At 68.1% G+C, this 23,514-nt stretch carries 27 protein-coding genes; 18 read left to right on the plus strand and 9 right to left on the minus strand.

The window, feature by feature from the left end; translation table 11 throughout:
• Positions 1-104 precede the first annotated feature (104 nt).
• The 6 genes from M4J07_RS01325 to M4J07_RS01350 all read left to right on the plus strand — a co-directional run bounded on the left by M4J07_RS01325 (position 105) and on the right by M4J07_RS01350 (position 5,319).
• Positions 105-836, plus strand: a complete 732-nt coding sequence (locus tag M4J07_RS01325) for a response regulator transcription factor (protein ID WP_255966057.1) — start codon at positions 105-107, stop codon at positions 834-836.
• 44 nt (positions 837-880) lie between these two features.
• Positions 881-2,422, plus strand: coding sequence for a sensor histidine kinase (locus M4J07_RS01330; RefSeq protein ID WP_374214975.1), 1,542 nt, complete (start codon positions 881-883; stop codon positions 2,420-2,422).
• Positions 2,391-3,239, plus strand: a complete 849-nt coding sequence (locus tag M4J07_RS01335) for a fumarylacetoacetate hydrolase family protein (protein WP_255966061.1) — start codon at positions 2,391-2,393, stop codon at positions 3,237-3,239. The genes M4J07_RS01330 and M4J07_RS01335 overlap by 32 nt, the downstream gene beginning before the upstream one ends.
• Positions 3,240-3,398: 159 nt before the next feature.
• A complete protein-coding gene (locus M4J07_RS01340) occupies positions 3,399-3,575 on the plus strand; it encodes a hypothetical protein (RefSeq protein WP_255966063.1) in 177 nt (58 codons plus the stop codon).
• Positions 3,576-3,875: 300 nt separating this feature from the next.
• Positions 3,876-4,562 (plus strand): restriction endonuclease, encoded by a 687-nt coding sequence (locus tag M4J07_RS01345; protein WP_255966066.1) that lies wholly within the window; start codon positions 3,876-3,878, stop codon positions 4,560-4,562.
• A gap of 529 nt (positions 4,563-5,091) precedes the next feature.
• Positions 5,092-5,319 carry a hypothetical protein gene (locus M4J07_RS01350; protein ID WP_255966068.1) on the plus strand — a complete coding sequence of 76 codons (228 nt, stop codon included), beginning with the start codon at positions 5,092-5,094 and terminating at the stop codon, positions 5,317-5,319.
• Positions 5,320-5,522: 203 nt separating this feature from the next.
• On the opposite strand, the gene M4J07_RS01355 is transcribed toward M4J07_RS01350, so the two are convergent.
• On the minus strand, positions 5,523-5,768 hold the full coding sequence (locus M4J07_RS01355) for a hypothetical protein (RefSeq protein ID WP_255966071.1): 246 nt from the start codon (positions 5,766-5,768) through the stop codon (positions 5,523-5,525).
• 425 nt (positions 5,769-6,193) lie between these two features.
• Here M4J07_RS01355 and M4J07_RS01360 point away from each other — a divergent pair, with 425 nt between their 5' ends.
• Together M4J07_RS01360 and M4J07_RS01365 are read left to right on the plus strand one after the other, a co-directional pair.
• Entirely contained in the window at positions 6,194-6,916 is a 723-nt protein-coding gene (locus M4J07_RS01360; RefSeq protein ID WP_255966073.1) for a GAF and ANTAR domain-containing protein, read from the plus strand.
• Positions 6,917-7,082: 166 nt separating this feature from the next.
• A complete protein-coding gene (locus M4J07_RS01365) occupies positions 7,083-7,670 on the plus strand; it encodes an ANTAR domain-containing protein (protein WP_255966075.1) in 588 nt (195 codons plus the stop codon).
• 103 nt (positions 7,671-7,773) lie between these two features.
• On the opposite strand, the gene M4J07_RS01370 is transcribed toward M4J07_RS01365, so the two are convergent.
• Together M4J07_RS01370 and M4J07_RS01375 are read right to left on the minus strand one after the other, a co-directional pair.
• On the minus strand, positions 7,774-8,088 hold the full coding sequence (locus M4J07_RS01370) for a hypothetical protein (protein WP_255966077.1): 315 nt from the start codon (positions 8,086-8,088) through the stop codon (positions 7,774-7,776).
• Between the two features lie 137 nt (positions 8,089-8,225).
• Positions 8,226-8,912, minus strand: a complete 687-nt coding sequence (locus M4J07_RS01375) for a hypothetical protein (protein ID WP_255966080.1) — start codon at positions 8,910-8,912, stop codon at positions 8,226-8,228.
• Positions 8,913-9,120: 208 nt separating this feature from the next.
• Here M4J07_RS01375 and M4J07_RS01380 point away from each other — a divergent pair, with 208 nt between their 5' ends.
• A complete protein-coding gene (locus M4J07_RS01380; protein ID WP_255966083.1) occupies positions 9,121-9,273 on the plus strand; it encodes a hypothetical protein in 153 nt (50 codons plus the stop codon).
• Between the two features lie 19 nt (positions 9,274-9,292).
• On the opposite strand, the gene M4J07_RS01385 is transcribed toward M4J07_RS01380, so the two are convergent.
• The 3 genes from M4J07_RS01385 to nadC form a co-directional block, all read right to left on the minus strand.
• Entirely contained in the window at positions 9,293-9,586 is a 294-nt protein-coding gene (locus M4J07_RS01385) for a DUF1330 domain-containing protein (RefSeq protein WP_255966085.1), read from the minus strand.
• Positions 9,587-9,692: 106 nt separating this feature from the next.
• Positions 9,693-10,565, minus strand: a complete 873-nt coding sequence (locus M4J07_RS01390) for a PhzF family phenazine biosynthesis protein (protein WP_255966087.1) — start codon at positions 10,563-10,565, stop codon at positions 9,693-9,695.
• Positions 10,553-11,446 carry a carboxylating nicotinate-nucleotide diphosphorylase gene (gene nadC / locus M4J07_RS01395; RefSeq protein ID WP_255966089.1) on the minus strand — a complete coding sequence of 298 codons (894 nt, stop codon included), beginning with the start codon at positions 11,444-11,446 and terminating at the stop codon, positions 10,553-10,555. The genes M4J07_RS01390 and nadC overlap by 13 nt, the downstream gene beginning before the upstream one ends.
• A gap of 1,146 nt (positions 11,447-12,592) precedes the next feature.
• Here nadC and nhaC point away from each other — a divergent pair.
• The 4 genes from nhaC to M4J07_RS01420 all read left to right on the plus strand — a co-directional run bounded on the left by nhaC (position 12,593) and on the right by M4J07_RS01420 (position 17,567).
• On the plus strand, positions 12,593-14,056 hold the full coding sequence (gene nhaC / locus M4J07_RS01405) for a Na+/H+ antiporter NhaC (protein ID WP_255966091.1): 1,464 nt from the start codon (positions 12,593-12,595) through the stop codon (positions 14,054-14,056).
• Between the two features lie 48 nt (positions 14,057-14,104).
• Positions 14,105-15,541 (plus strand): basic amino acid/polyamine antiporter, encoded by a 1,437-nt coding sequence (locus M4J07_RS01410; RefSeq protein ID WP_255966093.1) that lies wholly within the window; start codon positions 14,105-14,107, stop codon positions 15,539-15,541.
• A 60-nt stretch (positions 15,542-15,601) separates the two neighbouring features.
• On the plus strand, positions 15,602-16,861 hold the full coding sequence (locus M4J07_RS01415) for an arginine deiminase (RefSeq protein ID WP_255966096.1): 1,260 nt from the start codon (positions 15,602-15,604) through the stop codon (positions 16,859-16,861).
• A 274-nt stretch (positions 16,862-17,135) separates the two neighbouring features.
• Positions 17,136-17,567: a DUF7144 family membrane protein gene (locus M4J07_RS01420; protein ID WP_255966098.1), complete on the plus strand. Its 432-nt coding sequence runs from the start codon at positions 17,136-17,138 to the stop codon at positions 17,565-17,567.
• 204 nt (positions 17,568-17,771) lie between these two features.
• On the opposite strand, the gene M4J07_RS01425 is transcribed toward M4J07_RS01420, so the two are convergent.
• Positions 17,772-18,230 (minus strand): Lrp/AsnC family transcriptional regulator, encoded by a 459-nt coding sequence (locus tag M4J07_RS01425; protein WP_255966100.1) that lies wholly within the window; start codon positions 18,228-18,230, stop codon positions 17,772-17,774.
• A 161-nt stretch (positions 18,231-18,391) separates the two neighbouring features.
• Here M4J07_RS01425 and M4J07_RS01430 point away from each other — a divergent pair, with 161 nt between their 5' ends.
• The 5 genes from M4J07_RS01430 (at position 18,392) to M4J07_RS01445 (ending at position 21,501) form a co-directional block, all read left to right on the plus strand.
• Complete coding sequence (locus M4J07_RS01430; protein WP_255966102.1) at positions 18,392-19,036, plus strand: AzlC family ABC transporter permease; 645 nt, start codon at positions 18,392-18,394, stop codon at positions 19,034-19,036.
• The gene (locus M4J07_RS01435; protein WP_255966105.1) at positions 19,029-19,358 is read left to right on the plus strand and encodes a branched-chain amino acid transporter permease; all 330 of its coding nucleotides are present in this window, start codon (positions 19,029-19,031) and stop codon (positions 19,356-19,358) included. The genes M4J07_RS01430 and M4J07_RS01435 overlap by 8 nt, the downstream gene beginning before the upstream one ends.
• Before the next feature lie 39 nt (positions 19,359-19,397).
• Positions 19,398-19,832, plus strand: a complete 435-nt coding sequence (locus M4J07_RS48420) for a nitrilase-related carbon-nitrogen hydrolase (protein ID WP_374214976.1) — start codon at positions 19,398-19,400, stop codon at positions 19,830-19,832.
• Between the two features lie 73 nt (positions 19,833-19,905).
• Entirely contained in the window at positions 19,906-20,664 is a 759-nt protein-coding gene (locus M4J07_RS01440) for a phosphotransferase enzyme family protein (RefSeq protein ID WP_255966130.1), read from the plus strand.
• A 66-nt stretch (positions 20,665-20,730) separates the two neighbouring features.
• The gene (locus tag M4J07_RS01445; RefSeq protein WP_255966107.1) at positions 20,731-21,501 is read left to right on the plus strand and encodes a phosphotransferase; all 771 of its coding nucleotides are present in this window, start codon (positions 20,731-20,733) and stop codon (positions 21,499-21,501) included.
• 144 nt (positions 21,502-21,645) lie between these two features.
• On the opposite strand, the gene M4J07_RS01450 is transcribed toward M4J07_RS01445, so the two are convergent.
• Positions 21,646-21,951, minus strand: a complete 306-nt coding sequence (locus M4J07_RS01450) for a hypothetical protein (RefSeq protein ID WP_255966109.1) — start codon at positions 21,949-21,951, stop codon at positions 21,646-21,648.
• 170 nt (positions 21,952-22,121) lie between these two features.
• A complete protein-coding gene (locus M4J07_RS01455; protein ID WP_255966110.1) occupies positions 22,122-23,075 on the minus strand; it encodes a C45 family autoproteolytic acyltransferase/hydolase in 954 nt (317 codons plus the stop codon).
• Positions 23,076-23,514: the final 439 nt, after the last annotated feature.

Raw genomic sequence — 23,514 nt, forward strand, 5'->3', positions numbered from 1 at the left:
TGTCTACTATCGCGCCGTATTTCTGGGGCCGCCCGTCGTCGCTCGCTCCTTCCTCCCGTACTCCGAGGTGCCAGAACGTGATAGACCCACACACTCCCGTGCGTATGCCCCTGACCGGGCACACCGTCCTGGTCGTGGAGGACGACGCCAGCATCCGCACCCTGCTCATCTCCGCGCTGGGCGCGGCCGGATATGCCGTGGCCGGCGCATGCAACGGCCAGGAGGCCATGTTCGAGGCGGGCAGCCGTCGGCCGGACCTGATCGTCCTGGACGTGATGCTGCCCGACACCGACGGCTTCCGGCTCACCCGCGACCTGCGCGCCCAGGGCGTCTACACGCCGGTGCTGTTCCTCACGGCACGGACCGGCGTCGAGGACCGCATCATCGGCCTGAGCTCCGGCGGCGACGACTACGTCACCAAGCCCTTCCACGTACAGGAGGTGCTGCTGCGCATCCGTGCCATCCTGCGCCGCGCCGGTGCCCCCGCCGCTACTGCTTCGACGGGGGCACGGCCGCCCTTGCGGTATGCCGACGTGACCTTGGACGAAGGTACGCACGAGGTGCGGCGCGGGGGCCGCCTCCTCAAACTGTCGCCGACTGAATTTCGTTTGCTGGCCTGCCTGTTGGCCCAACCGGAGCGGGTTCTGGAGAAGCTGGAGATCCTCCAGCAGGTCTGGCGCTACGACTTCTCCGGCGACACCCGCATCGTCGACACGTATGTCAAGAATCTGCGCCGCAAGATCGACCACGCGCCGCCGTCCCTGATCCACACGGTGCGCGGGGTCGGCTACTGTCTCCGCTTGCCGCGCGACGAGACCCACGCGGCACCGCGGTGAAGGGGTTCCGCCTTCCAGGCCCGCGTTCTCTGCGCGCCCGCCTGGTGCTGATCGCCGGTCTGTTGGCCACCAGCGCCGTGCTCCTGTGCCAGCTGGCGGGCCTGATCGTGCTGAGGGGCTGGCTCACCGACCAGGTCGACGAACGGCTCTCCCATTTCCGCCCGCCGGACCGCGTCTACCAGGACCTTGCAAAGGACGGCGCGCTACGGCCGCCGAGCTCGAACAACACCCTGCCCTCGGACTACCGCGTCTACTTCTACGACAAGGACGGTCGGCTCCTGCGCACGTTCCTGGGCGCCGGTACCAGCGCAGGCCCCCGGCTGCCCCGACAGGCTGCCGCCCTGCATCTGACCACGGGGCGGCCGAGCACCGTCCCCTCCGACGCAGAGGGGACCGGGTCGGGTTGGCGGGCCATTTCCTACTCCGGCCCCGACCACATGCGTGCTGTTGTCGCGCTGCCGCTGGACACCGTGGACGGAGCCACCACCAAACTCCTCTGGGTCAGTCTCGGCCTGGGCATCGCGGTCGCCGCCGGGGTGGTTGTCCTGGGCAACGGCGCGGTTCGACTGGGGCTGCGTCCGCTCTCTCGTGTGGAGCGCACCGCCCAGCACATCACCGAAGGTTCCTTGGAACTCAACGTCCCGGTGGCGCACCCGGACACCGAGGTCGGCCGCCTCGGCCTGGCCCTCAACACCATGCTCGACCGGTTGCGCACGGCGCTGCACCGCACGGAGAGCTCCGAGCAGCAGCTGCGCCGCTTCCTCGCGGACGCCGGCCACGAACTGCGCACCCCCCTCACCGCCATCCAGGGCTTCGCCGAACTCCTCCTCGACGAACCCGACATGGCCGACCGTCGTCGACGTGAGTCGCACGCTCTGATCGCTCACAACGCCGATCGCATGAGCCGTCTCGTGGACGACCTGTTCCTCCTCGCCAGGCTCGGCGAGGCAGCCGCGGACAGCGGACCACGCGCCGGGCACCGCGAACCTGTTGACCTGCTCTCTCTTGCGGCCGACGCCATCGCCACCACCGCCGTACGCCACCCCCACCGTGGCATCACCCTGGAACCACTCGCCAGCCACCCCGCCGACCCCGGCTCCGAACGCGACCTCGACATCATCGAGGTGCCCGGTGACCTTCACCAACTCGCCCAAGTGCTGGGCAATCTGTTGTCCAACGCCTGCGCGCACACCCCCGCCGACGTCCGTATCCACGTCCGGGTCGGCACCACCCACACCACCGCTCCGGAGGCCCTCGGCAGCGGTTCCCCGTTGCCGCTCGGCACTCCCGTCTGCGTCATCGAGGTCGAGGACAACGGCCCTGGCATACATCCCGACGAGGCCCCGCACGTCTTCGACCGCTTCTACCGCGCGACACCACCCGACGGACGCGCCGGACCGGGATCCGCCCCCGGTTCAGGCCTCGGACTCGCCATCGCCTCCGCCATCGCGACCGCCCACGGCGGACGCCTCGAACTGGACAACCGCCCCGGCGCAGGCTGCACCTTCCGCCTGCTCCTGCCCGACCCGACCACCGCGCCGAAGGACGACACCGATGAGGCTCACCACTGTCCGAGTCACACGTGACCGCACCGCCGCCGCACGCATCGACAAGAAGCACCTCACGCTCCTGCCCCACACCGACGTCGGCACCCTGATCGCGTCTGGCCCCGATTGGGCGCAGCAGGCGGCGGCCGACAGCTCCGAACGGCTTCCCCTCCAGGCCGCAACACCGGCAGAACCCCTGTACACCCCGGCCAGAGTCATCCGAGTGGAGGCCAATTACCCCACCCGCAGCAAGGAACTGGGCAAACAGCGCCCCCTGGCGCCGTCCATGTGCGTTACCCGCCCGAGCGCCACCGCAGGCGCCCGGGCGACCATTTCGCTGCCGGCCTTGGCCGGGACCGGTACGGGCTGGGGCGTCGAACTCGGCGTCGTCATCGCACACCCCGCCCACCGCATCGCCGCATCCACGTCCTTCGGCCACATCGCCGGCTACGTCGTCATCAGTCAATCGCACGCCCTGGACGATGCAGCGGACCGGCCGGACCCTTCAACTCACCCCCTCGACCCTTCCCTCCTCATCGGGCCGACCTTGGTCACCCCCGATCAACTGCCACCCGGCGGGCGAGGACTCACCCTGACAGCCACGCTCGACGGCCGGCTGATCCAGAAGGCCAACACCTCCGAGCTGTACTTCGACGTCGCCACCCTGGTCGCCCACGCCAGCACGCTCACCCCCCTCCGCCCCGGAGACCTCATCGTCACCGGCACACCAGGCGGCACACACGACCACCCGCTGGCCGACGGTCAGCACCTCAATGCCGGCATCAAGGGCCTGGGAGACATCGACATCAACCTCACCACGACGTCCCCACAGCTGCTGCCCTGCAGCCTTGCCTGAAGTGCCGACCTGCATGCGCGTGTCCGGGGCCAGGGCTGCCACGAGTACGAAAGACCGTCGCGTTCACGTGGCTTCCTCGCGCACGGCTGTGGAGAGCATCCGCGCATCATGATCGGAGTGTGATCGGTCTTGGAGAGGGCGGGGGACCCTGGAAACCGCGTGGCACGGGAGGGGCGCCAAGTCGGCGCGACGCGGCGGGTCCTGAGCAGCGTGACGGCGCAGCTGGTATCTGCGCTGCTGCGCGCCTGGATGGACCGCTACGCGGATCTGCGCACGCGCTGGTACCGAGACGACGGCATCGACGAGATGTCCCTGGGGGCCTCGATGCCCGCCTGATCACATCGCGCTGCGTCACGTTCAGCGCCGGTGTTGGCGTCGTCTGTGAAGGGGGCTTGCGTTAGGCCTTCTCACCGTTGCGAGGTGCTGTGGCGAGGACGGCGTCCAGTATGCGCCGCGAGCTCTCCAGTTGGCTGATCGTCTCGGTGATGCGGGCTTGTTCGCGCAACGCGGGACAGGGTCGACCGGCTCCGCGATCGACGCCGCGTGATCCGGTTCGACGGGCCCTCTTGCCGGGGCCGGGCAGGCATTTCACACTGCGGGTCACGGGCGTGTGGGGAGTGGGGGAGTGGGGGAGCGATGGCAGCACGACGGCGCCGCCGGCGGATGAGGAAGCGGACGCGCAGGCACTTACAGGGCTGGGGCGCGGTGGCGGTGGTGATCGCTGCGGTGTGGGTGGCCGGGAACTGGGCGGTGGTGTGGCCCGTCATGGCGGTGGTGTTGGTCATCGCCGTGGTGGGTGGGGCCGGGTGGCGGTTGTGGCGGGCGCACCGGCGCGCGCTCGGCGAGGACCGGCAGTGGCGGGCACAGGAGGAGGCCAAGGCGCGGGAGTTGTCGATGGCAGAGGTCGACGCGTTGTCCTGGCAGGACTTCGAGCACTACGTCGCTGACCTTTGTCGGCGGGACGGGTGTACGCAGGTCGTCGTCAGCGGCAGGAGCGGAGATCTGGGCGCCGATGTCGTCGGCTACCTCGCGGACGGCCGCAAGCTGGTCGTCCAGGTGAAGAAGTATGCGCCGCAGCGCAGCGTGTCCTCGCAGGACATGCAGAAGTTCGTCGGCACCGCGCGCCTGGAGCACGGCGCGGACGTCGCCTTGTTCGTCACCACGTGCCGCGCGTTCACGAGGGCCGCGCTGGGGCTGGCGGTGCGCCAGGACGTCGTGGCCCTGCACCGCGACCTGCTGGGGTCCTGGGTCAAGGGCGCCCACCTGGAGACACTGATCCCGCTCAGCGGAAGCGGCGGCGGCGCGCGACGCCCGCCCGCCTGACCGGGAACCGTCTGGGCACAGATCCAGGAGCGGGTGTGGGGTGCTGTAGGTGGCTGCGTGTTCCAGGATGAGTGCGGATCGCCCGGCTCAGTGCTGTTGACGTCGGACTGGCCGGAGGTGTGGTGCCCAGGTTCGCGAGGAACCTGGGGGTCCCTTTGAGTTGTGGCGCAATCCGGGGCCGAGTCTCGTGCTGTCGTGGATGCTGAAGCTCGGCTTTTCCGTAGTGGACCGGTGGGCCCATAAGGCCTGGCGCAGACTGGTCCGTCACGATGATCGGGGGAACGGAACCTTGCGTACTCGCACGCTACTCAGAGCAACTGTCGTCGCAGTACTGCTGACCGGTGGACTCGCCACGACAGCAGGAGCCACCCCAACCCCTTCTGGTACTGGCTCCGGGAAGAGGCAGTCGGCCTCCGGAGCAGGGTCCTCGGCTTCCGCCGTCTCACCGTCGGTGTCACCGTATGCGCCGAGCGGTCACTATCCCGATGGCGTCAATCCCCCCTGCGAGGAGGGCAACTTCTGCGCCAAGGTGTGGGACAAATCGACCGACGACTGGAAGGTCTTCTGGTTCAACAAGTGCGCCACGTACTCGTTGTCGAACTGGGAAGGCCCGGGGCCGTACTTCAACAACCAGACAGGCGGCCGCGCCGTTGCGTCGTTCTACCGCCGGGACGGCAGCAGCATGAAGAACGTCTCGCCCGGTGACGATGGCTGGTGGGACTGGTCCCCGGTCTGGAAGATCCGTAACTGCTACTGAGCCGCCTCAGCGCTCAGTGCCGCCGCATGGTCAGGTCGAGATGCCACCCGATCGTGCAGCAGGCCCGCCAGCGCGTCCTTCGGAGCACACCGCCTCACCGAAGCCGCGGCCCGCGCCAGGTGCCGCCCCCGCCCGCGGGTCCCTCACCGGCCGGCACGCAGGGCACCCGACGACCGCCTGCGTAAGACGTGCGTGGGCTGGGTTCAGCGCTGCGACGCCCTGCGCTGCAAGGCCTCGCGCCGGGAGCGGAGCTTCTTCTGGCGCTTCTGGCTGGCCTTGCGGCGTTCCGCGCGCTCGCGGGCGGCGGGGCTCCTGAGTTTGGTGTGGTCCGGCAGGCGGTACAGGGCCCACACCAAGCCGATGATCAGCAGCAGGAACACGATGCCGAGGGCAGCTGCGGCCCCCGGCGGCAGGTCTCCGACCTGTTCGACCCGTGTACGGATGTTCATGCGTCCCCCGATGTTGTGTCCATGCCCGTGTAGCCGGACCCTAGCAAGGGCGTCAGGCTGGCGTGTGCAGCCAGGCCGGCGCCGCAGCGCTCGCCTGTACAAAACGTCGACGTTGCCGACGTTGGCCGACCTGGCACGACGAACTGACATGGAAAACCGGCCGCCGGCGAAGGGGTCCGGCCGGGCGGCTGAGGACTAGTCTGGGATCCGTTCCGTGAGTTGCCCAAGCCGGGTGGAGCCGGCGCGGGGGTAGTTCGGACGGTTTATCGGGATCGAGGCGCAGTCAGTACGTTCCGTCAGCGGACATGGCGCGGCTGGTATCAGCCGGATCTTCAATTGGTGGCCTCTTCGAATGCGTCTGTGCGCCTTGCCCCTGCCCACTGAATTGTCTGGGGGCGACAGAACGGACACATGTGATGCCTGCTATGCCGCGTGATGTGCTGGTCGCCCAGGCCGTCTTCGACCTGATGGCGCGTACGGACGGATTCGATGTACTGGAACTGATGCATGATCTGACGACGCACACCGTGCGTCTGGTGGAGGTGCGTTCGGCCGGTGTGACGGTCCTGGACAGCGACGGCCGGGTCGACTACCTCACCGCCTCCGACGAAGCGTGCCGACGCCTGGAAGAGGACCAGGTCGAACTGGACGAGGGGCCCTGCCTGGACAGCACGCGCAGCGGCAGCGTCCTGGGTCCCGTGAGCTTGCGTCCCCCCGGCCCCGGGCGCTGGCCGCGGTTCACGTCGCGCGCACGGGCTGCCGGATACAGCAGTGTCGCCTCGGTGCCCCTGCGCGTTTCCCAAGGCACCGTGGGTGCGGTGAACCTGCTGCATTCGGGGCCCCGCTCGATGACCGGCGTAGACCTACAACTGGTCCAGGTGCTGGCTGATACCGCCGGGATCTGCATGCACCAGCGCCGGACCCTGATGGTCCGGAACGAAGTCATCGCCCACCTCGAAACAGCCCTGGACTCGCGCATCGTCATCGAGCAGGCCAAAGGCATGCTGGCCGCCAGGCTGGGCTCCGACGTGCAAGACGCCTTCGCCCGGCTGCGTGCACACGCCCGCTCCCGACAGCTGAAGCTCACGGATCTGGCCCACCTGGTCGTACACGGGCACATCCCGGCGGAACTGGACAGGACGCTCTGAGGTGCCTCGCGACAGGCGGGACAGCGAATTCGGCGCTGTCCCATCACCTTGCGACCCGCTGGCCGAAGTGCTGGCCCGCGCCCACCGCGCTGTCCGTTCCGGATACGGACCGCACGGCGCACTGCCGACCGAAACCGCCCGCTTGTTCGGCCTGGATGCCCTGACCTTGAACGCCCTTACCCACGACGGTCAGCTCGAACTGATGTGGGCCGACCCGCCCGAGGGGCTGGGACCCGAACTCGACACCCTGCAGTACACCCTGGGCGACGGACCCACACTGCAGGCCGCCCTCGAAGGCCGTGCCGTGACCGAGCCCCATCTGACCACGGCAGACACGGCCCGCTGGCCCCTGTTCCTGCCCGCAGCCGCCCGCACCCCGGCCCGTGCCACCGTCGCTCTGCCTCTGTTGCTCGGCGGAGCCAGCATCGGGGTCCTCACCGGCTACCGCACCACTCCCGGCCTCCCCACCACCCGCCAACTCGATGCCCTCAACCGCCTGGCGGCCACCCTCCTGCTGTTCCTGACCACTGCACTCGCCGCCCCGGTCAACGGCCCCACACAGAACGGCGGTCTGCGGATCTACCGTGCCGAGATCCACCAGGCCACCGGCTACCTCGCCGCTGAACTCGGCATCCCCGTCGGCCAGGCCCTGCTGCGTCTGCGGGCCCACGCCACCGCCCACGACCAGCCTCTCGCCGACCTCGCCCACGCCTTCCTCATGCGCAGCCTGCCCGCCGACACCCTTCATCAGTGAACCCGACACGGGCAACTGGCATGCTGCGGAGGCGGATCACGCGGCCAGGAGGGGTGTTGAGGCGAGCAGGGCGGCCGCGGCTAGGGCCTGTTCTGAGCCTCGATCATGAGGTTCGGGTGAGGTCCTTGACCGAGATCGTGGATGCCCGCGCGGACTTCCAGACCGCTCCCTCCTCCTGCTTCCGCAGCCGCGCGGTCAGAAGAAGCTGGCCGACCTGCGCGGCGACGACCCCCTGCGCTACCTGGCCGCCGGCGGTTCGTCCGGCACCGCCCTGGACCACACCTCGGTCACCTGGCGTGACACCCGCGTCGCCGTGCAGCGCAGCGGCTCGACCAGCGAGGACGGTTACCTGCGGGTCAACACGGACTTCCGCAACCACGGCCACCCCGACGAACTCGCCGTCCAGGTCTACGCCCACGACCGGCTGCCGCTGCCCGCCGTCGGTGCCTACGCCGACGATCCCACGGCCAACTGGCTGCGCAAGGCCACTGAGTCCCTGAGCAGCGTCACCATCGACGGACGCACCCAGGACCCGAACGCCAAGGGGGCGCTGAGTCAGACGATGACGGGTACGGTCTCGGTGCGCTTGGTGGACCAGTTGGTGACGATGGGCTTGTCGACGGTGGCGGTGTCGGGAAGCTTGAGCTCGGCCGGGTTGGGGTCGCCCTCGGTGGTGGCGATGATGACGTTCTCGAACTCCACGCCGCCGTTCTCCTTGGTGGTCTTGGGGCTGATGCCCGTGTAGGCGACGGCGGAGCCCGAGAGCTTGATGGGGTCTTCGCCGCCCTGCCCGACGGGGGAGGCGACGCCGTCGGTGCCGGAGCCGAACGACACGCTGGGCGTGTTGACGTCCAGATAGCAGGTGATGCCGGACTTGGCCTTGGCGGTGACGAGGTAGTAGCCGCCGGCCTGCGACTCTGAAGTCACCGTGAAGTCCAGGTCGTTGGTGCCGCAGGACTGCCCGTATCCGCTCTTTTCGCCGCCCGTGGTGCCCGTCTTGTCGTCTGAATCGCCGCTGCTGGAACCGCCGTTGGAGGAGCCCTTGGTGGTGGAGCCACCCGCGGAGGGGGCGTCGCTGGGGGAGCTGTCGCCATCGGACGAGGCGACGGCCGAGGGGCTCGCGGTGCCGTCGGCGTTCGTGTCGTCGTCGGGACCGCAGGCGGTGGCGGTGACGGCGAGGACCGTCACGGCCGCAGTGGCCAGGGCGAGACGGGCGGAACGGGCGGCGAGACGCGGACGCATCGTGATCTCCAGTGGCTTGTCGGTAGCGGAGCTTCCTCCTGACACCGACGACACTAGGGTCGCATCGATCTTCAAATGATCCTGTACATGTCCGGGTTCTGTCTCAGCGACTTCGGTTGGGCGTCTCGTACAGAACGGTGGAACCGTCGCACAGGAGCCTGCGACAGCGACCTCGGCGAGGTGCGTAGAGGGAGATCACGACCTCTCCGTGTGTGCGTCCGGGCTCGGCGTGCGCGTCGACGACCTGCTCCAGGGGGTGGGGCTGTTCGCCTGCCACCGCTACCTGACCGGCCACCGGCTCGACATCACCAGCGCCAGCCGGGGCCTGAACGGCGCCGAAGGCATGGTGGATCCCCAGTGAAGATCCGCCTGGATCTCGGTCAGTCGATGCCTTCGACGATGCGGAAGTCGCGCTCGACGCCGTCGGAGAGGGCGACCAGCGCCTCCTGGTAGGCCGCACTCTCGCGCGCCGCGACGGCCTGCTCGAAGCTGTCGAACTCGATCAGGACGGTGCGCTCGGCGATCCCGGCGTCATGTGCCACGACCCGACCGCCGCGGACGAGCACCCGGCCGCCCCCGGCCCTGACGGCCGGAGCGGCCAGCTTGTTGTAAGCGGCCAGTCTCTCAGGGGCTGAGATGGTGCGGCAGACGCTGACCCGGTAGCCCTTGGGCATGGAACCTCCGGTGTCGGGATGAGTGCATCTGACTTACGGGTGGGTCTCGGGCAAGTGTCGGCGGCCGTCCATGTCGGCCTGCTGACCACCGCGAGTCGCCTTCGTGTCAGCCGAGCCGGGGAAGGCGGACGGCGCGCGCGATTTCTGCGGCGCCGCCCAGGCGGATCAGAGTCCCGGACGCGCTGCGTTGGGTGTTGGCGATGATCGTGGACGGATGGCCGAGGTGATCGCCCATGTCGACCGCGATGCCGGTGACACCCTGATCCGCGAGATACGCAGCCAGGCATGCGGTGCTGTTGGCGTTGGCGGCATCCTCGGGGACGCCGATCGACGGGGCGAACATCCGGGCCGCCGCCCGACCGTCCGCATCGGGGATCGAGTAGGCGTAGCAGCCCAGCAGTCCGTAGCGGTCACAGACACGGCGCAGCGCCGTAAAGTCTGGACGGAGTTCGGCCAGCACGGTGCGCGATCGTACGGGTATGAGGAGCCGTGGCCGGCCGGGTGAGGCCACGCAGGTGCCGTCGGGAAGCGCTTCGTCCATCAGGCCGAGGGCGGTCGCGATCGCGCGGAGTTCGGGTTCCTCGGCGTCCCGCAGACTGATCGGGCCCGGGTCGAAAGTGGCTGTCAGGTCGTCGTGTCCTCGCTTCGCCCAGCCCTCGAATACGCGATTCGTGGTGTGCAGCGCGGCCCGGTAGTCGGCGTCGCTGCTGTGGCGCAGAGCGAGCAGCGCCAGTGTGGCGACTGTGCCGTGACCGCAGGCAGGCAGTTCCCCTTCGCGGGTGAAGAACCGGAGCCGATACGAGGGTTGAGCCTGATCCTCGCCGTCCGTCGCAGCGACGAAGACCGCGTGCGAGGTGCCGGTCGCAGCAGGGATGCGCCGTCGCTCGGCATCGGTGAAGGGCGCGTCGTCGAGAACGGCGGTCGGACTGCCGCCCCGGCCCTGCCGTCGGCACGCGTCGACGATCGTCACCTCGGGCATGGCGGCGCGTCCATCGTGATCAGCATCGTCAGGTCGAGCGCGGGCGCGCTGTGCGTCAGGGCGCCGATCGAGATGAGGTCGACGCCGGCATCGGCAATGGCGCGAACCTGGTCCAGGGTGACGTTGCCGGAGGCCTCCAGGAGGATCTCCGAACCGCCGGAACGGCCGGCCTTGATGCGCATCACTTCTTCGATGTCGGCCACGTCCATGTTGTCGAGCATGAGCCAGCCGGCTCCCGCTTCCATGGCTTCGCGGGCCTGCGCGACGGTCTGCACTTCGACGTCGATCGGTACGCTCGTCCCGGAATCGGCCATTCCCTTCCGGACCGCGTTGATCGCCGCGGTCACCCCGCCCGCCGCGGTGATGTGGTTCTCCTTCAGCAGGACCATCGCCGCCAGCGTGAGCCGGTGGTTGCTGCCGCCGCCCGCGGTGACGGCGTACTTGTCCAGCGCCCGCAGTCCCGGGGCGGTCTTGCGGGTGTCCAGGATCCGCGCCGGGGTTCCGTCCAAGGCTCGGACGAAGCTGTCGGTGACCGTGGCGATGCCGCACAGGCGCTGCAGGAAGTTCAGCACCGTGCGCTCGGCGGTGATCAGACTGCGAGCCGATCCGGTCAGCCGCACCAGGACGTCCCCGGCCCGCAGCCGCCCGCCGTCCGCGACCAGAGCCTCGACCTCGACCTCGGCGTCGGTCTGGGCGAAGACCTCGGGGACCACGGGCAGTCCGGCGGCGACACCGGGCTGGCGGGTACTGATCTCGGCGGTGGCGATCAGGCCGGCCGGGACGCTCCACAAGGTGGTGATGTCGTCGGCGGCCCGGTCCTCCGCCAAGGCCGCGGCCACGCTGGCCCGCGCCGCCGGCGCGGGGAAATCGGCGATCTTCACAGGTGGTTCCTCAACTCTCAGAGATTGATCATCGGACCGAGAGGGCCGTGGACGGCCTTCCCGAATGTCGCGTGGGCAGGGACGTTTCTGGCGATCTCGTGCGCCGTGAGATCCCACATCCGTGCGGGTGTCAGCTCGGGTAGGAACGCGCCGACCTCCGGCTCTCTACGGCGACGTGGGCGATCGGAGGTGCTGGCAGCGGCCGACCAGACGGCGCCGGCCTTCAGGGGGCGGCGGGGCTGCGCTGCGCCATGCACGGGCATCCTTGGCAGGGCGAGGACCGGTGCCGATGCGAAGGACCCCCGCGTCGAAGCAGTGATCTCATGAAATGGCCTTGTGCCTGCCACGTATGCGCCGAGGAGGCGGACGTCGTCGCTGGTCACCAAGAGACTCCGGCACGGCAATGGGCGAACGGGCGGGACAAGGAACGCAAGTGAGGCATCACCGGGGAATGCCGGCCCCGGGTGATTCGGGAAGCGCCCAGGAACGCCGTGACCCCGACCGGTGGCGTCCGGTCCAGCCAGTTCCACTCATCCGAACCGTCGATCCCGCGGATGACGACGTTCGCGACCATCTCCGACCGCCCTACCCATCGTGGCCCCACCCATCACGGGGGCACCCCGAGGCCGATTCTCGTTGGGGCAGCGGCAACGATCGGGCTCAGCAAGCGATCTCAAAGAAGGTGGGGGTGACAACGATGGAATCACTCGACAAGCTCGACCGTGCCGTCTTGGAACTGCTCCAAACTGACGGCCGCCCACCGGAACCGACGGACACCGAGTCGGGCTGCCCCAGCCGCAGTCGGATGGAACATCCATGCCAGACGTGCCGGAGTCATGTCGTGCAGCTGCCGTAACCGTCGGGGAGGCTCTCCGTGTCGGCCAGGCCGCAGGATGCCTGCAAAGGCGTGACCGGCGAACGCCGGCGCTTCGCGGGGGAGATGTCGCGGGTGCGCGGCTGGACGTGTGCAGCTTCTGTTGCCCTGGGGCTGGTGATCTCGTACTGATCCGGAGGACACGGGTGCCAGAAAGGGCCGAATGGATAAGCAATGGGTACATTCCTCCCTTATTGCGGGGTGCGTTCCCGGGCCCCTGACTCGTAAGGGGCCGGATGCAGGACAGTAAGAGGCGGCAGACGGATCCCGAGGTGCGTGAGCCATCACTCACGGACGCCTTGCTGCCGATGGGCGTCCTCGTGGTGCTGGTCGCGGGCGCGCTGCTGCTGTTCGGGCTGGATGCCCTGGACGGTCCGTTGCAGGTCGCGCTGGTGCTGTGCGCGATGTCCGTCGCGCTGGTCGCGATGCATATGGGGCACCAGTGGCAGGACGTGCAGAGGGTCGGCCAGGGAGCACTGGCGTCCATCACCAGTGCCGTGTTCATCCTCCTGGCCGTCGGCGCCCTGATCGGGGTCTGGAACCTGTCGGGGACCATTCCGACGCTGGTGTACTACGGCATCCAGATCCTGTCGCCGAGCTGGTACTACGGGGCGACAGCCCTGATCTGCGGTGTGATCGCGCTGAGCATCGGCAGTTCGTGGACGACGGCCGGGACGATCGGGGTCGGCCTGGTCGGAGTGGCGGACATGCTCGGTGTCTCGACGGCGATCACCGCGGGCGCGGTCATCTCCGGCGCCTACCTCGGGGACAAGCTGTCCCCACTGTCGGAGACAACGGTGCTCACGGCGCAGATGGTGAAGGTGGACGTCTACGAGCACGTCAAACGGCAGGCGTGGACCTCGGTCCCCGCGTTCGTCATCGCCTTCGCGGCGTTCCTCGTCATCGGTCTGGTCCAGGGCCCCGACGTGACGAACCCCGTCGGCGAGCAGATCGAACTCAGCAGCCTGAACGGCATCTACAACATCACCCCGCTCAACCTTCTGCCGCTGCTGCTTCTGGGCTTTCTGTCGATCCGCAAAGTGCCCGCAGCCCTGGCACTGACTTACTCCGCGCTGTTCGCCGGAGTCCTCGGTGCGTTGCTGCAGCCGGATGTGATGCGGGATTTCGTATCCGGCTCCGGCAACGTCGTCGTCGAGTCGCTCAAGGGCATCTGGAGCGCTATGGCCAACGGCTTCTCCATCAACTCCGGCATCGGCGAGATCGACCAGCTGCTGTCCCGCGGCGGCATGGACAGCATGCTGCTGACCCTGTGGCTGATCGTCGGGGCCGTGACCTTCGGCGCTCTCCTGGAGGAGTTCGGCCTCATCGGACGACTGATCGACCCGATGGTCCGGTCGGCGAAGAGCACCGGCCGCCTGTATGTGACGGTCTTCGCCAGCGCCTTCGGTCTGAACATCGTCGCCGGCGACCAGTACATCGCCCTCGTCCTACCGTCGAAAGTCTTCCGGCTTGAGTTCGAGAAGCGACAACTGGCACCCACCAACCTGTCCCGGCTCGCCGCCGACAGCGGAACGGTCACCTCGCCGCTCGTCCCCTGGAACTCCTGCGGCGCGTTCATGGGCGCCGTGCTCGGCGTAGCGACCCTGTCGTACCTGCCGTACGCGATCTTCAACTACGCCAGCCCAGCCCTCAGCGTCCTGTATGGCATCACTGGTTTCAAGATCGAAAAACTGGAGCCGGGCACCGACACGAACAAGCCCGCCCCCTCCGCCTGACAGCCGCCTCCGTATGCCGCGCAACTGTGTGATGAAGGGCCGTGACGCATGTCCGTAAACGCTGAAGAAAGATCACCGGCGGTCAAGCTGTCACTGACCACCTTGTCGGCCATGGTGGTCGGCTCGATGGTCGGGGCCGGCGTGTTCTCGCTGCCCCGCCGCTTCGCGGAGGAGACGGGGGTCGCGGGTGCGTTGATCGCCTGGGCGATCGCGGGTGCGGGCATGCTGATGCTGGCGTTTGTCTTCCAGTCGCTCGCCGTGCGCAGACCGGACCTGGACGCCGGCGTGTACGCCTACGCCAAGGCAGGCTTCGGCGAATACCTCGGCTTCTTCTCGGCGTTCGGCTACTGGGCCAGCGCCTGCGTCGGCAACGTGACGTACTGGGTGCTGATCATGTCGACGATCGGTGCCATCTGGCCCGCTCTGGGGGAAGGAGACACGGTCCTCGCAGGTGTTCTGTCCTCGATCGGGCTGTGGGCGTTCTTCCTGCTGATCAAACAGGGGGTCAAAGAGGCGGCGGCGATCAACCGCATCGTCACCGTCGCCAAGGTTGTGCCGATCCTCGTGTTCATCGTCCTCGCGCTCTTCTACCTGGACACCGATGTGTTCGCCGAGAACTGGGGCGGCGCGGACTACGCCGGTTCCCTGTTCGAGCAGATCCGCGGCACGATGCTGGCCACGGTCTTCGTCTTCCTCGGCGTGGAGGGTGCCAGCGTCTACTCCCGCCACGCGAAGCGACGTGCGGACGTCGGCCGGGCGACGGTGCTCGGCTTCCTGAGTGTCTTCGCCATCTTCGCCTCGGTGACGATCGTGTCGTACGGCATCATGCCGATGAGTGAGATCGCCGAGCTGCGTCAGCCCTCCATGGCCGGGGTCCTGGAGCACGCGGTCGGGACGTGGGGCAAGGTGTTCGTCAGCGTCGGACTCATCGTTTCCGTGCTCGGCGCCTACCTCGCCTGGACGCTGATGGCCGCCGAGGTGCTGTATGTCGCCGCGAAGGACGACGACATGCCGCGCTTCCTGCGCCGCGCCACCGCGGACGATGTCCCCGTGCCGGCCCTGGTCATGAGCACCGTACTGGTCCAACTCGTGCTGATCATCACCCTGTTCTCCGACGACGCGTTCAACTTCGCACTCGATCTGACCAGCGCGCTGACCCTCATCCCGTTCCTGCTCGCCGCGGCCTTCGCGTTGAAGATCTCCCTCCTGCCCGACCCTCTTGCGGAAGGAAAGGCCACCGGGCGGGTTCTCACCGCTGCTCTCCTCGCCACCCTCTACTCGGCATTCCTGCTGTACGCGGCCGGGCTCAGGTTCGTCCTGCTCTCGTTCATCATCTACGCCCCGGCCACCGTCCTGTTCGTCATGGCCCGACGCGAGCAGGGCCGACGTCTGTTCTCCTCCGGAGAACTGGTCATCTGCGCCGTATCGGTCGCAGGCGCCGTCATGGGCGTGATTGCCCTGGCGGCCGGCTGGATCAGCCTCTGAACCGAGCCCCGTGCACCACGCACCCGCAACACCCTCGACCATCGTCGGAAAGGGCGACACATGACCAGTGACAGCACGATCCCCACCCCGCTGGGTGTCCACTCGGAGGTGGGCAGACTCCACAAGGTGCTCGTGTGCGCGCCGGGACTGGCACATCGCCGGCTGACGCCGACCAACGCGGACGATCTGCTCTTCGACGACGTGATGTGGGTGGACAACGCCCAGCGCGACCACGCCGACTTCGTGAACAAGCTCACCGGGCGCGGGGTCGAGGTCGTCGAGCTGCACGATCTGCTGGCAGCGACGATGGCGGTACCCGGGGCACGAGACTGGCTGCTCGACCGCAAGATCGTGACCAACGAGGTCGGCGGGGGACTGGTCGACTCCACCCGCGCGTTCCTGGAAACCCTGGAGCCGCGCCCGCTCGCGGAGTTCCTGATCGGCGGCCTGGCCACCACCGACCTCCCGGACGAGTTCCGACCCGGGTACGTCGCCCTGGCACGTGAGTCGACCGGCGTACGCGAGTACCTGATGCCGCCGCTGCCCAACACCCTCTACACCCGGGACACCACCTGCTGGCTGTACGGCGGTGTCACCCTCAACCCTCTGTACTGGCCGGCCCGCCACGACGAGACGCTGCTGATGAAGGCCGTCTACACCTTCCACCCCGACTTCAAAGATGCCACCGTGTGGTGGGGAGATCCCGAACGCGACTGGGGACAGGCCACGTTCGAGGGCGGCGACATCATGCCCGTCGGGAACGGTGTCGTCCTGATGGGCATGAGCGAGCGGACTTCCCGCCAGGCCATCACCCAGGTCGCGGCCGCCCTGTTCGAGCAAGGCGCCGCCGAACATGTCGTCGTCGCCGGCATGCCCAAGCTCCGCGCCGCCATGCACCTGGACACGGTCCTCACCTTCGCCGACCGCGACATCGTCACCCTCTACCCCCGCATCATGGACGCCGTCCACACCTTCTCCCTGCGCCCCGGCAGCGGCGCCTTCCCCGTCGACCTCACCGACGAAGGGTCCCGCCCCTTCACCGACGTCGTCGCGGGCGCGCTCGGTCTGCCCAAGCTGCAGGTGATCGAGACCGGTGGAGACGTGTATGCCTCCGAGCGTCAGCAGTGGGACAGCGGCAACAACGCCGTCGCCCTCGAACCGGGAGTCGTCTTCACGTACGACCGCAACACCCAGACCAACACACTGCTGCGCAAGGCCGGCGTGGAAGTCATCGAGATCGTCGGTGCGGAACTGGGCCGGGGCAGGGGTGGCGGGCACTGCATGACCTGCCCCCTCATCCGGGAACCGGTGGCCTACTGACCACCACCCTTCCCAGGCGGTCGGGGCAACGGGGCTTGTTCGCGAACGCGCGGTGGCTCTTCCGCGGTGGGTGGAGCGCTGCTGACGGTATCGAACGCGTACTCCAGCCCGCAGCCGAGGCCGAACCCTGCAGCGCAGTCATGGCCGGCGGCTCTTCGACGCCGGAGTTGCAGTCGCGGTGCCGAAGAGTTGCGGAGATCCTGACAGGGGAACGTGGCCGGCTTCGCGTGGGCATGATGCGTCGGTGGCCCCGCCGGAGAGGAAGGCCACGGCCATGACAGCGATGCCGGACAAGTCACCGCTCGGGCACGATGGGCCCGGCAGCGAAACGATCAACGGCCCGTCCGCGTTCGCCGGAGCCATGCTGATGCTCAGCGGCCCGCTCAGCATTCTCATGGGCGCCTCCGGCATCGCGGCGGACAATGTGTTCGCCGCCTCATCCCACTACGCGTACCGGTTCAGTCTCACCACCTGGGGCGTGATCCACCTCGTGGTCGGAGTGGCGCTCGTCGTGGTGGGCTTGGGCATCCTGATGAACAAGAGCTGGGGCCGCGGGGCCGGCGTAGTCGTGGCGGCGATCAGTCTGGTCACCCAGTTCATGTTCGTTCCCTACTATCCGGTGTGGGCGATCCCGGTAATGGTCATCGACCTCCTGATCATCTTTGCGCTGACGAGGTTCCATGCAGCAGCCAGTGGAGGTCGGTGAGCCCAGGTGGGACTCTCATGGATCTTCGCCGGAGAACGGCCCCGCCGGATGGCACCACCCGGCGGGGGCCGCTCTGTCGTACGAGGTGCTCAGTGCCTCACGTGAGGGCGTACGCCCGGGTGATCCAGCCGGTCCACCGGGCAGCACCCGGACCTCAGGCAGGCCTCCTGGCGGCGAGGGGTGCTCGGGGCGGGTGGCCGCCGGTCAGGAGTCTGTCTTGATCTTCTTCATGGTGAGGTGGGACTCGAGGCGCCGTACGGCGGGCAGGCCGCTCAACTTGCCGGTGAGGAAGGCTTCGTAGGCGGCGTGGTCGGTGACGGCGACCCGGAGGAAGTAGTCGGGGCGACCGTACATGCGACGGAACTCGACGACCTCCTCGTAGGCGGCCACGGTCCCCTCGAATTCCTCGAAGCTCTTGCGGTCCTGGGCGTAGATCTCGACGTCGATGAGTACCTCGAGTTCGCGGCCCAGTGCAGCCGGGTCCAGGACGGCCCGGTAGCCGGCGATGACGCCGGCCTCTTCCAGGCGCTTGACCCGGCGCAGGCAGGGCGGGGGAGTCAGGCCGACCCGTTTGGCCAGCTCGACGTTGGTCAGTCGGCCGTCCTGTCGTAGGTGAAACAGAATTTCACGATCTACTGCATCAGTGCTCAGTTCATTGCTCATTTCTAGATCATAGGGTCATGATCGGCAACCATATGAGGTGTAATCTTTTCTAAAATGTCTCCATGCGTATATCTTCTGCCGCTGCCGACGGTCGGTCGCGGCCCGACCTCACGCCCAGGACGCCATCCGAGGCGCGGAGCGCCTTCGCGGACTCACTCCCGGTGGGTCTCGGGTTTGTCCCGCTCGGACTGGCCTTCGGGGCTCTGGCCGTGCAGTCCGGTCTCGACTGGTGGTGGGCGGCGCTGTCCGCGGCGGTCATCTTCGGCGGATCGTTCGAGTTCCTGCTGATCGGCCTGGTCACCGCGGTGACTCCGCTCGCGTCGATCGCCCTGGCTGCCTTCATGGTGAACCTCCGGCACGGCTTCTACGCGCTGTCCTTCCCCCTGCATCACGTGCGAGGGCGTCTGGCGAAGACGTACAGCACCTTCGCGTTGTGCGACGAGGCCTACGCCCTGGCCGCCACCGGCGAAGCCCGATCCTGGTCCGGCCGGCGCATTCTGTGCCTGCAGCTCTTCTTGCACGGGTACTGGGTTGCCGGCGCCACCGCCGGTGCCCTGCTCGGCTCCCTCATCCCGGAGGGTGTCCGCGGTCTGGACTTCGCCCTGACCGCCCTGTTCGCAGTCCTCGCCCTTGAGGCCCTGCGCGGACTGAGTGGTGACCTGCCCACCCCCGTCGTCGCGCTCCTCAGCGCCCTGGCCGCCCGGATCCTCTTCCCCGGCCAGCAGCTCCTCGTCGCCTTCGCCCTGTTCACCGCCGGGTTCTTGATCCACCGCCACCTGACCCACAGGAGTCCCCGCCGTGCCTGACGCCCGCTACGCCATCTCCGCGATCGTGGTCACCGCGGCCGTCACCTGGGCCCTGCGCGCGCTGCCCTTCGCCGCGCTCGCACCCATGCGCTCCAGCCGCACCATTCAGACCCTGAGCACCCGGATGCCCGCCGGAGTCATGATCATCCTGGTGGTCTACTGCCTGCGTGACCTGCCCATCTCCCAGCCTCGGGCTCTGGCCCCACTCGTAGCCCTGACCGTCACGATCGGATTGCACTTGTGGCGCCGCAACGCGCTGCTCAGCATCCTCGGCGGCACTGCGATTCACGTCGCCCTGGCCAGCACTGTCTTTGCCCACTAGGGCCTGATTCTCGGATCTCCTGACCTAGCAGGCGGACCCATCACGCTCGGCGTTCAGATCTGCCGGGAGATCCGCTTCCCCGAACAATGGCAGCATCTGGCCGACCGCGGGGCCCAGGCATTCATCTACCTCACCCATGCGGCCAACCCCTCCGAGCCTGCCGGAGTCTGGTGCAGTCACCTCATCAGCCGCGCTGCCGAGAACCAACGGTTCGTCCTGGCCGCCAACGTGGCGGACCCGCGCCAGCACTGCCCCAGCAGGGTCGTCTCACCAAGGGGAGAGGTCCTCGCGGAGGCAGCCGCCAGCCAGACCGCCGTCATCAGAACCACCATCGATCTCGACGAGTCCGCCGACTGGTACCTCGGTCAGCGGCGACAGGACCTGCTGAAGCTGAGCTACCCCGCGCGATATCCCCGACAGGACCCGGAGTGTGGACCGGGACGAGTCCCGTCGCCCAGCTGCGCCCTGCGGTGATCACTGCAAAGGGGGTGAACGCCGCGGGCTGATCGGACATGCTGGGCCGGTGCAGCATGGTGAGGAACAGCCGTTGTCCGGTGGGAACGTCAGCGCTGGTGTCGTCCGGGTCGGAGATACCGTCCGCCGCCCGAGCGGGCCGTGGACCCCCGCTGTGCACGCCTTGCTGACCCACCTGTACGAGGTGGGGTACCGGGCGGCGCCCCGGCCGCTGGGCATCGACGATCAGGGGCGGGAAGTCCTGACCTTCATGCCGGGAAACGTGGTTTGGCCCGACCGGTTCTCCCTGCTTGACGCCGAGCGGCACCTGGCCGACGTGGCGCGACTGATCCGGGACTTCCACGAAGCCGTGCAGGGCTTCGCGCCACCGCCCGACGCGCACTGGCAGGTGCTGATCCCCGCCGAGGGCAGCGACATCATCGCCCATCAGGACCTGGCACCGTGGAACCTGGTGGCCGGCGACGAAGGGCAGTGGGCCTTCATCGACTGGGACACCGCCGGCCCCGGCTCCCGCCTGTGGGACGTCGCGTACGCCATGCACGGGTTCATTCCGCTGTCCGCGCATCCCGACTGGCAACGTCCCGACGCCGCGACCCGGCTGCGGGTCTTCGCCGACGCCTACGGCCTCGACGAGGCCGAACGCCGTCACGTAGCGCCTCTGCTGGGGCGTCGAACGCGATCCATGCACGACTTCCTGCGCGGCCAGGCCGCCCGGGGCGTCCAGCCTTGGGCGACCCTGTGGGCCGAAGGCCACGGCAACGCCTGGCGCAGCGACGCGGAGTACATCGAGCAGCGCGAGGACCGGTGGATGCGTGCCCTGCTCGCCGACTGATTCCGGTCTCGGCTCACGGCCCGTAGTTGTCTCCGCGGTGGATCAGGCGTCCGGACAAGTTGTTGAGTGCTGGAGGTGATGATCAGGCAGGGTGGGCAGATGTCTGAGTCGTTTTTGCCCGGAGGTTTTGTCAACGCGGTTGTTCGTGTAGGGGAGACGGTGCGCCGTCCAGCTTCGGTTCGAACGAAGTTCGTGGGTGATCTTCTGAGGTTGCTTGAAGCCAGTGGCTGGAGTGGTGCTCCGCGGCATCTCGGTGTGGACGACGAAGGCCGTGAGGTCCTCAGTTACCTCGATGGCCATGTGGCATGGGAACCGCGACAACCTGCTGCTGTGTCGTCGGACGAGAGTCTGGTGGCGGTCGCCCGGCTCGTGCGTGAGTTCCACGACCTGACGGCCGGCACCCCGCTGGCCGGAGACCAAGAGGTCGTATGTCATAACGACCTGTCGCCCAAGAACACCGTCTATCGTCAGTCCACTGGCGAGCTTCGCCCGGCGGCATTCATCGACTGGGACCTTGCTGCGCCGGGCGCGCGGATCCACGACATCGCTCATGTCTGCTGGCAGTACCTCGATCTGGGCCCTTCGGTCACCGACGTCGAGGAGGCGGCCCGGCGCATGAGGCTGATCGTTGACAGCTACGTGCTGTTGGACCGGCAACGTCTCGTGCCCACGATTCTGTGGTGGCAGGACCGATGCTGGCGGGGCATCAAGACCCAGGCCGATGCGGGTGACTTCGCCATGGCCCGGCTGCGGGACGCAGGGGTGGTGACGCAGGTCCAGACGGCGTATCAGTGGGTTTCCGATCATCGGGCCGCATTGGAACGCTCAGTGCGGTGAGGTCCGCCAGGTCGACGAGGCGCCGGGATTCGATGTCACCGTGCGGGCCAGGGCTGGAACGACTGTGAGGGAGGCGGGTCAGACTCATTGATCGCGGCTGGCTGCGCGATGCCCCACGTCCGTTTCACCGTCTGTCTGATCAGTTCAGCAGGTGACGACCTTGCCGTAGGAGCCGCGGCCCCAGTTCCACTCCCACTGCTCTCCGGGCTGGTAGGTGAGGCATGGCGAGTCGTTGCCCCAGTCGATAACGACCTTGAGATGCATGGTCTCGCTGCAGTTGTTGGCGACCTTCACGTACTTTCGGTGCTTGATGACGTCCCGCTTGACGCAGGCCGGGGCCGTGCCCTGTGCTGAGGTGGCGGGGGCCGCGGAGGCCGCGGAGGTCGTCACGAGGCCGGCGCCGAGGAGAGCCGATGCCACGACCAAGCCGGGACGCATGCGGTACTTCATGTCCGTTTCCCTTTCATGGGACCAAGCAGGCGTGAGATGCGTGTTGTTGCTCCGCAGACTCTGCCGTTCTTTTCGGTCGCGGGGTCGCAGACATGCCTGGAGTACCTCCTTTCGGCTTTCTGCGCTGCCAAGATCTTCGTGCAGGGGTGAGCGGGGGTCCGGAAAGCCTCTCAGCTGGCCCGGCCCAAGGTCACGGTGCGGGATCCGGGTATGAAGTCACCGAAGGACTGCTGCCAGGACTCGCCGGGCCAGTAGTACGTCACGTGGCCCTCGGTGGGCCGGTAGTGGGCTGTGTAGAGCGTTCTTGACCCTTGCTCGTCGACGGATCGATACAGCGGCGGCTTCAGCATCGCCGCCACGTCGGCACCCGCGGCGCGAATGGCGCGCAGCCGCTCCTGCGTCCGCAGGGCCCGCTCCTGCTCGTCGGTCACCGGCAGGTGCTGGTGATTGGCGGCGCAGGCATCCGGCGCCACCGTCGGCGATATGTCCGGCCCCACGAACACCGTCACCGCCTTGGTGGGATCGACAAGGGTGAGGTTCTGGGGGACGGCGATGGGCAGGGAATACAGCCTGCCGACCGCTTCATCGACGGTGTCGCACGTCTCCAGCAGGTAGCGCACCACGATGAGAATGGAGAAGCCTCGTCCGTAGACGGAACGTCCGCCCCAGGTGATCGAGATGGTGAGACCGGCGTCGTTCATCCCGTCCTGTAAGCCCCACAGCATGTCCTGCATTCCGATCACGGGGCGCAGGAAGCAGGAGGAGACGATGGTCCCCTCGCACTGGTCGGGCGGCAGGTCGTAGTTGCGCAGCAGCGTGCCGTTCTGGCCGATCTGGGTGCAGGCCTGGGAGAACGGCCGCAGTGCGGCGTGGGTGAGGAAGGCTTCTGCCTCGGGCCGGTCGAGTTGGCCGGTCAGGCGGTTCAGAACCGGGACCAGTTCCGGCATGTGCGCACGGAACAGCGCCCGAATACGGTCCGCGCCCTTGGGAGTCCGGCCCTCCTCAGTCAGCAGGCCCGCCATCTCCTGCCACAGGGCCCGGGCGTATGCGGCCCACCGCCCGTCGCCGCCGTCGCCGACCTCGATCGCCTGGAAGGTCTTGTGCTGTTGCCGCACGGCTGCCACCCCTCTGGGAGTATCGGATGAGGTGGCGGCAACCTAGCCAATTGGGTAGTTATTCACCAGGTGGCCGCCATCGGCGACGGCCAGGCGCTGGATCTGATGAAGCCGCTGAACGCGAGCGTGGCCGGTTCCAAGTAGGCGAACACGTGCCGCGTTGGAGGAGCCGGGGGGGCAGGAAGGTTGGCGGCGAGAGCAATTGTCCTTCGGTGTCCTTCGGGTGACGTGCGATCAGGCTGCGAAGGTCTCGTCGCGCTCGACCAGGAGGCCGTTCTCGAAGCGGGCGCCGGCTCGGACGAGGGCGACGAGGTGCGGTGCGGTGACCGCTCACGTCCGCGAAGCCCTGGCGGGCGCCGGCCGCGCGCTGGCCGAAGCGCGCCGGTTCGTCCGCGACCTGACCCCGCTCGACCTCGACGGGCACACCCTGGTGCATGCGCTGCGGGGG

Origin of the sequence: Streptomyces longispororuber (genome assembly GCF_024448165.1) — a bacterium.
GTDB classification, from domain to species: Bacteria; Actinomycetota; Actinomycetes; order Streptomycetales; family Streptomycetaceae; genus Streptomyces; species Streptomyces longispororuber_A.

Bases quoted from the DNA above. Each gene is read 5' to 3' on its own strand.
- M4J07_RS01325 (WP_255966057.1), top strand. From the start codon at position 105: ATGCCCCTGACCGGGCACACCGTCCTGGTCGTGGAGGACGACGCCAGC.
- M4J07_RS01335 (WP_255966061.1), top strand. From the start codon at position 2,391: ATGAGGCTCACCACTGTCCGAGTCACACGTGACCGCACCGCCGCCGCA.
- M4J07_RS01345 (WP_255966066.1), top strand. From the start codon at position 3,876: ATGGCAGCACGACGGCGCCGCCGGCGGATGAGGAAGCGGACGCGCAGG.
- M4J07_RS01355 (WP_255966071.1), bottom strand. From the start codon at position 5,768: ATGAACATCCGTACACGGGTCGAACAGGTCGGAGACCTGCCGCCGGGG.
- M4J07_RS01360 (WP_255966073.1), top strand. From the start codon at position 6,194: ATGCCGCGTGATGTGCTGGTCGCCCAGGCCGTCTTCGACCTGATGGCG.
- M4J07_RS01375 (WP_255966080.1), bottom strand. From the start codon at position 8,912: ATGCGTCCGCGTCTCGCCGCCCGTTCCGCCCGTCTCGCCCTGGCCACT.
- M4J07_RS01385 (WP_255966085.1), bottom strand. From the start codon at position 9,586: ATGCCCAAGGGCTACCGGGTCAGCGTCTGCCGCACCATCTCAGCCCCT.
- M4J07_RS01390 (WP_255966087.1), bottom strand. From the start codon at position 10,565: ATGCCCGAGGTGACGATCGTCGACGCGTGCCGACGGCAGGGCCGGGGC.
- M4J07_RS01410 (WP_255966093.1), top strand. From the start codon at position 14,105: ATGTCCGTAAACGCTGAAGAAAGATCACCGGCGGTCAAGCTGTCACTG.
- M4J07_RS01415 (WP_255966096.1), top strand. From the start codon at position 15,602: ATGACCAGTGACAGCACGATCCCCACCCCGCTGGGTGTCCACTCGGAG.
- M4J07_RS01420 (WP_255966098.1), top strand. From the start codon at position 17,136: ATGACAGCGATGCCGGACAAGTCACCGCTCGGGCACGATGGGCCCGGC.
- M4J07_RS01425 (WP_255966100.1), bottom strand. From the start codon at position 18,230: ATGAGCAATGAACTGAGCACTGATGCAGTAGATCGTGAAATTCTGTTT.
- M4J07_RS01450 (WP_255966109.1), bottom strand. From the start codon at position 21,951: ATGAAGTACCGCATGCGTCCCGGCTTGGTCGTGGCATCGGCTCTCCTC.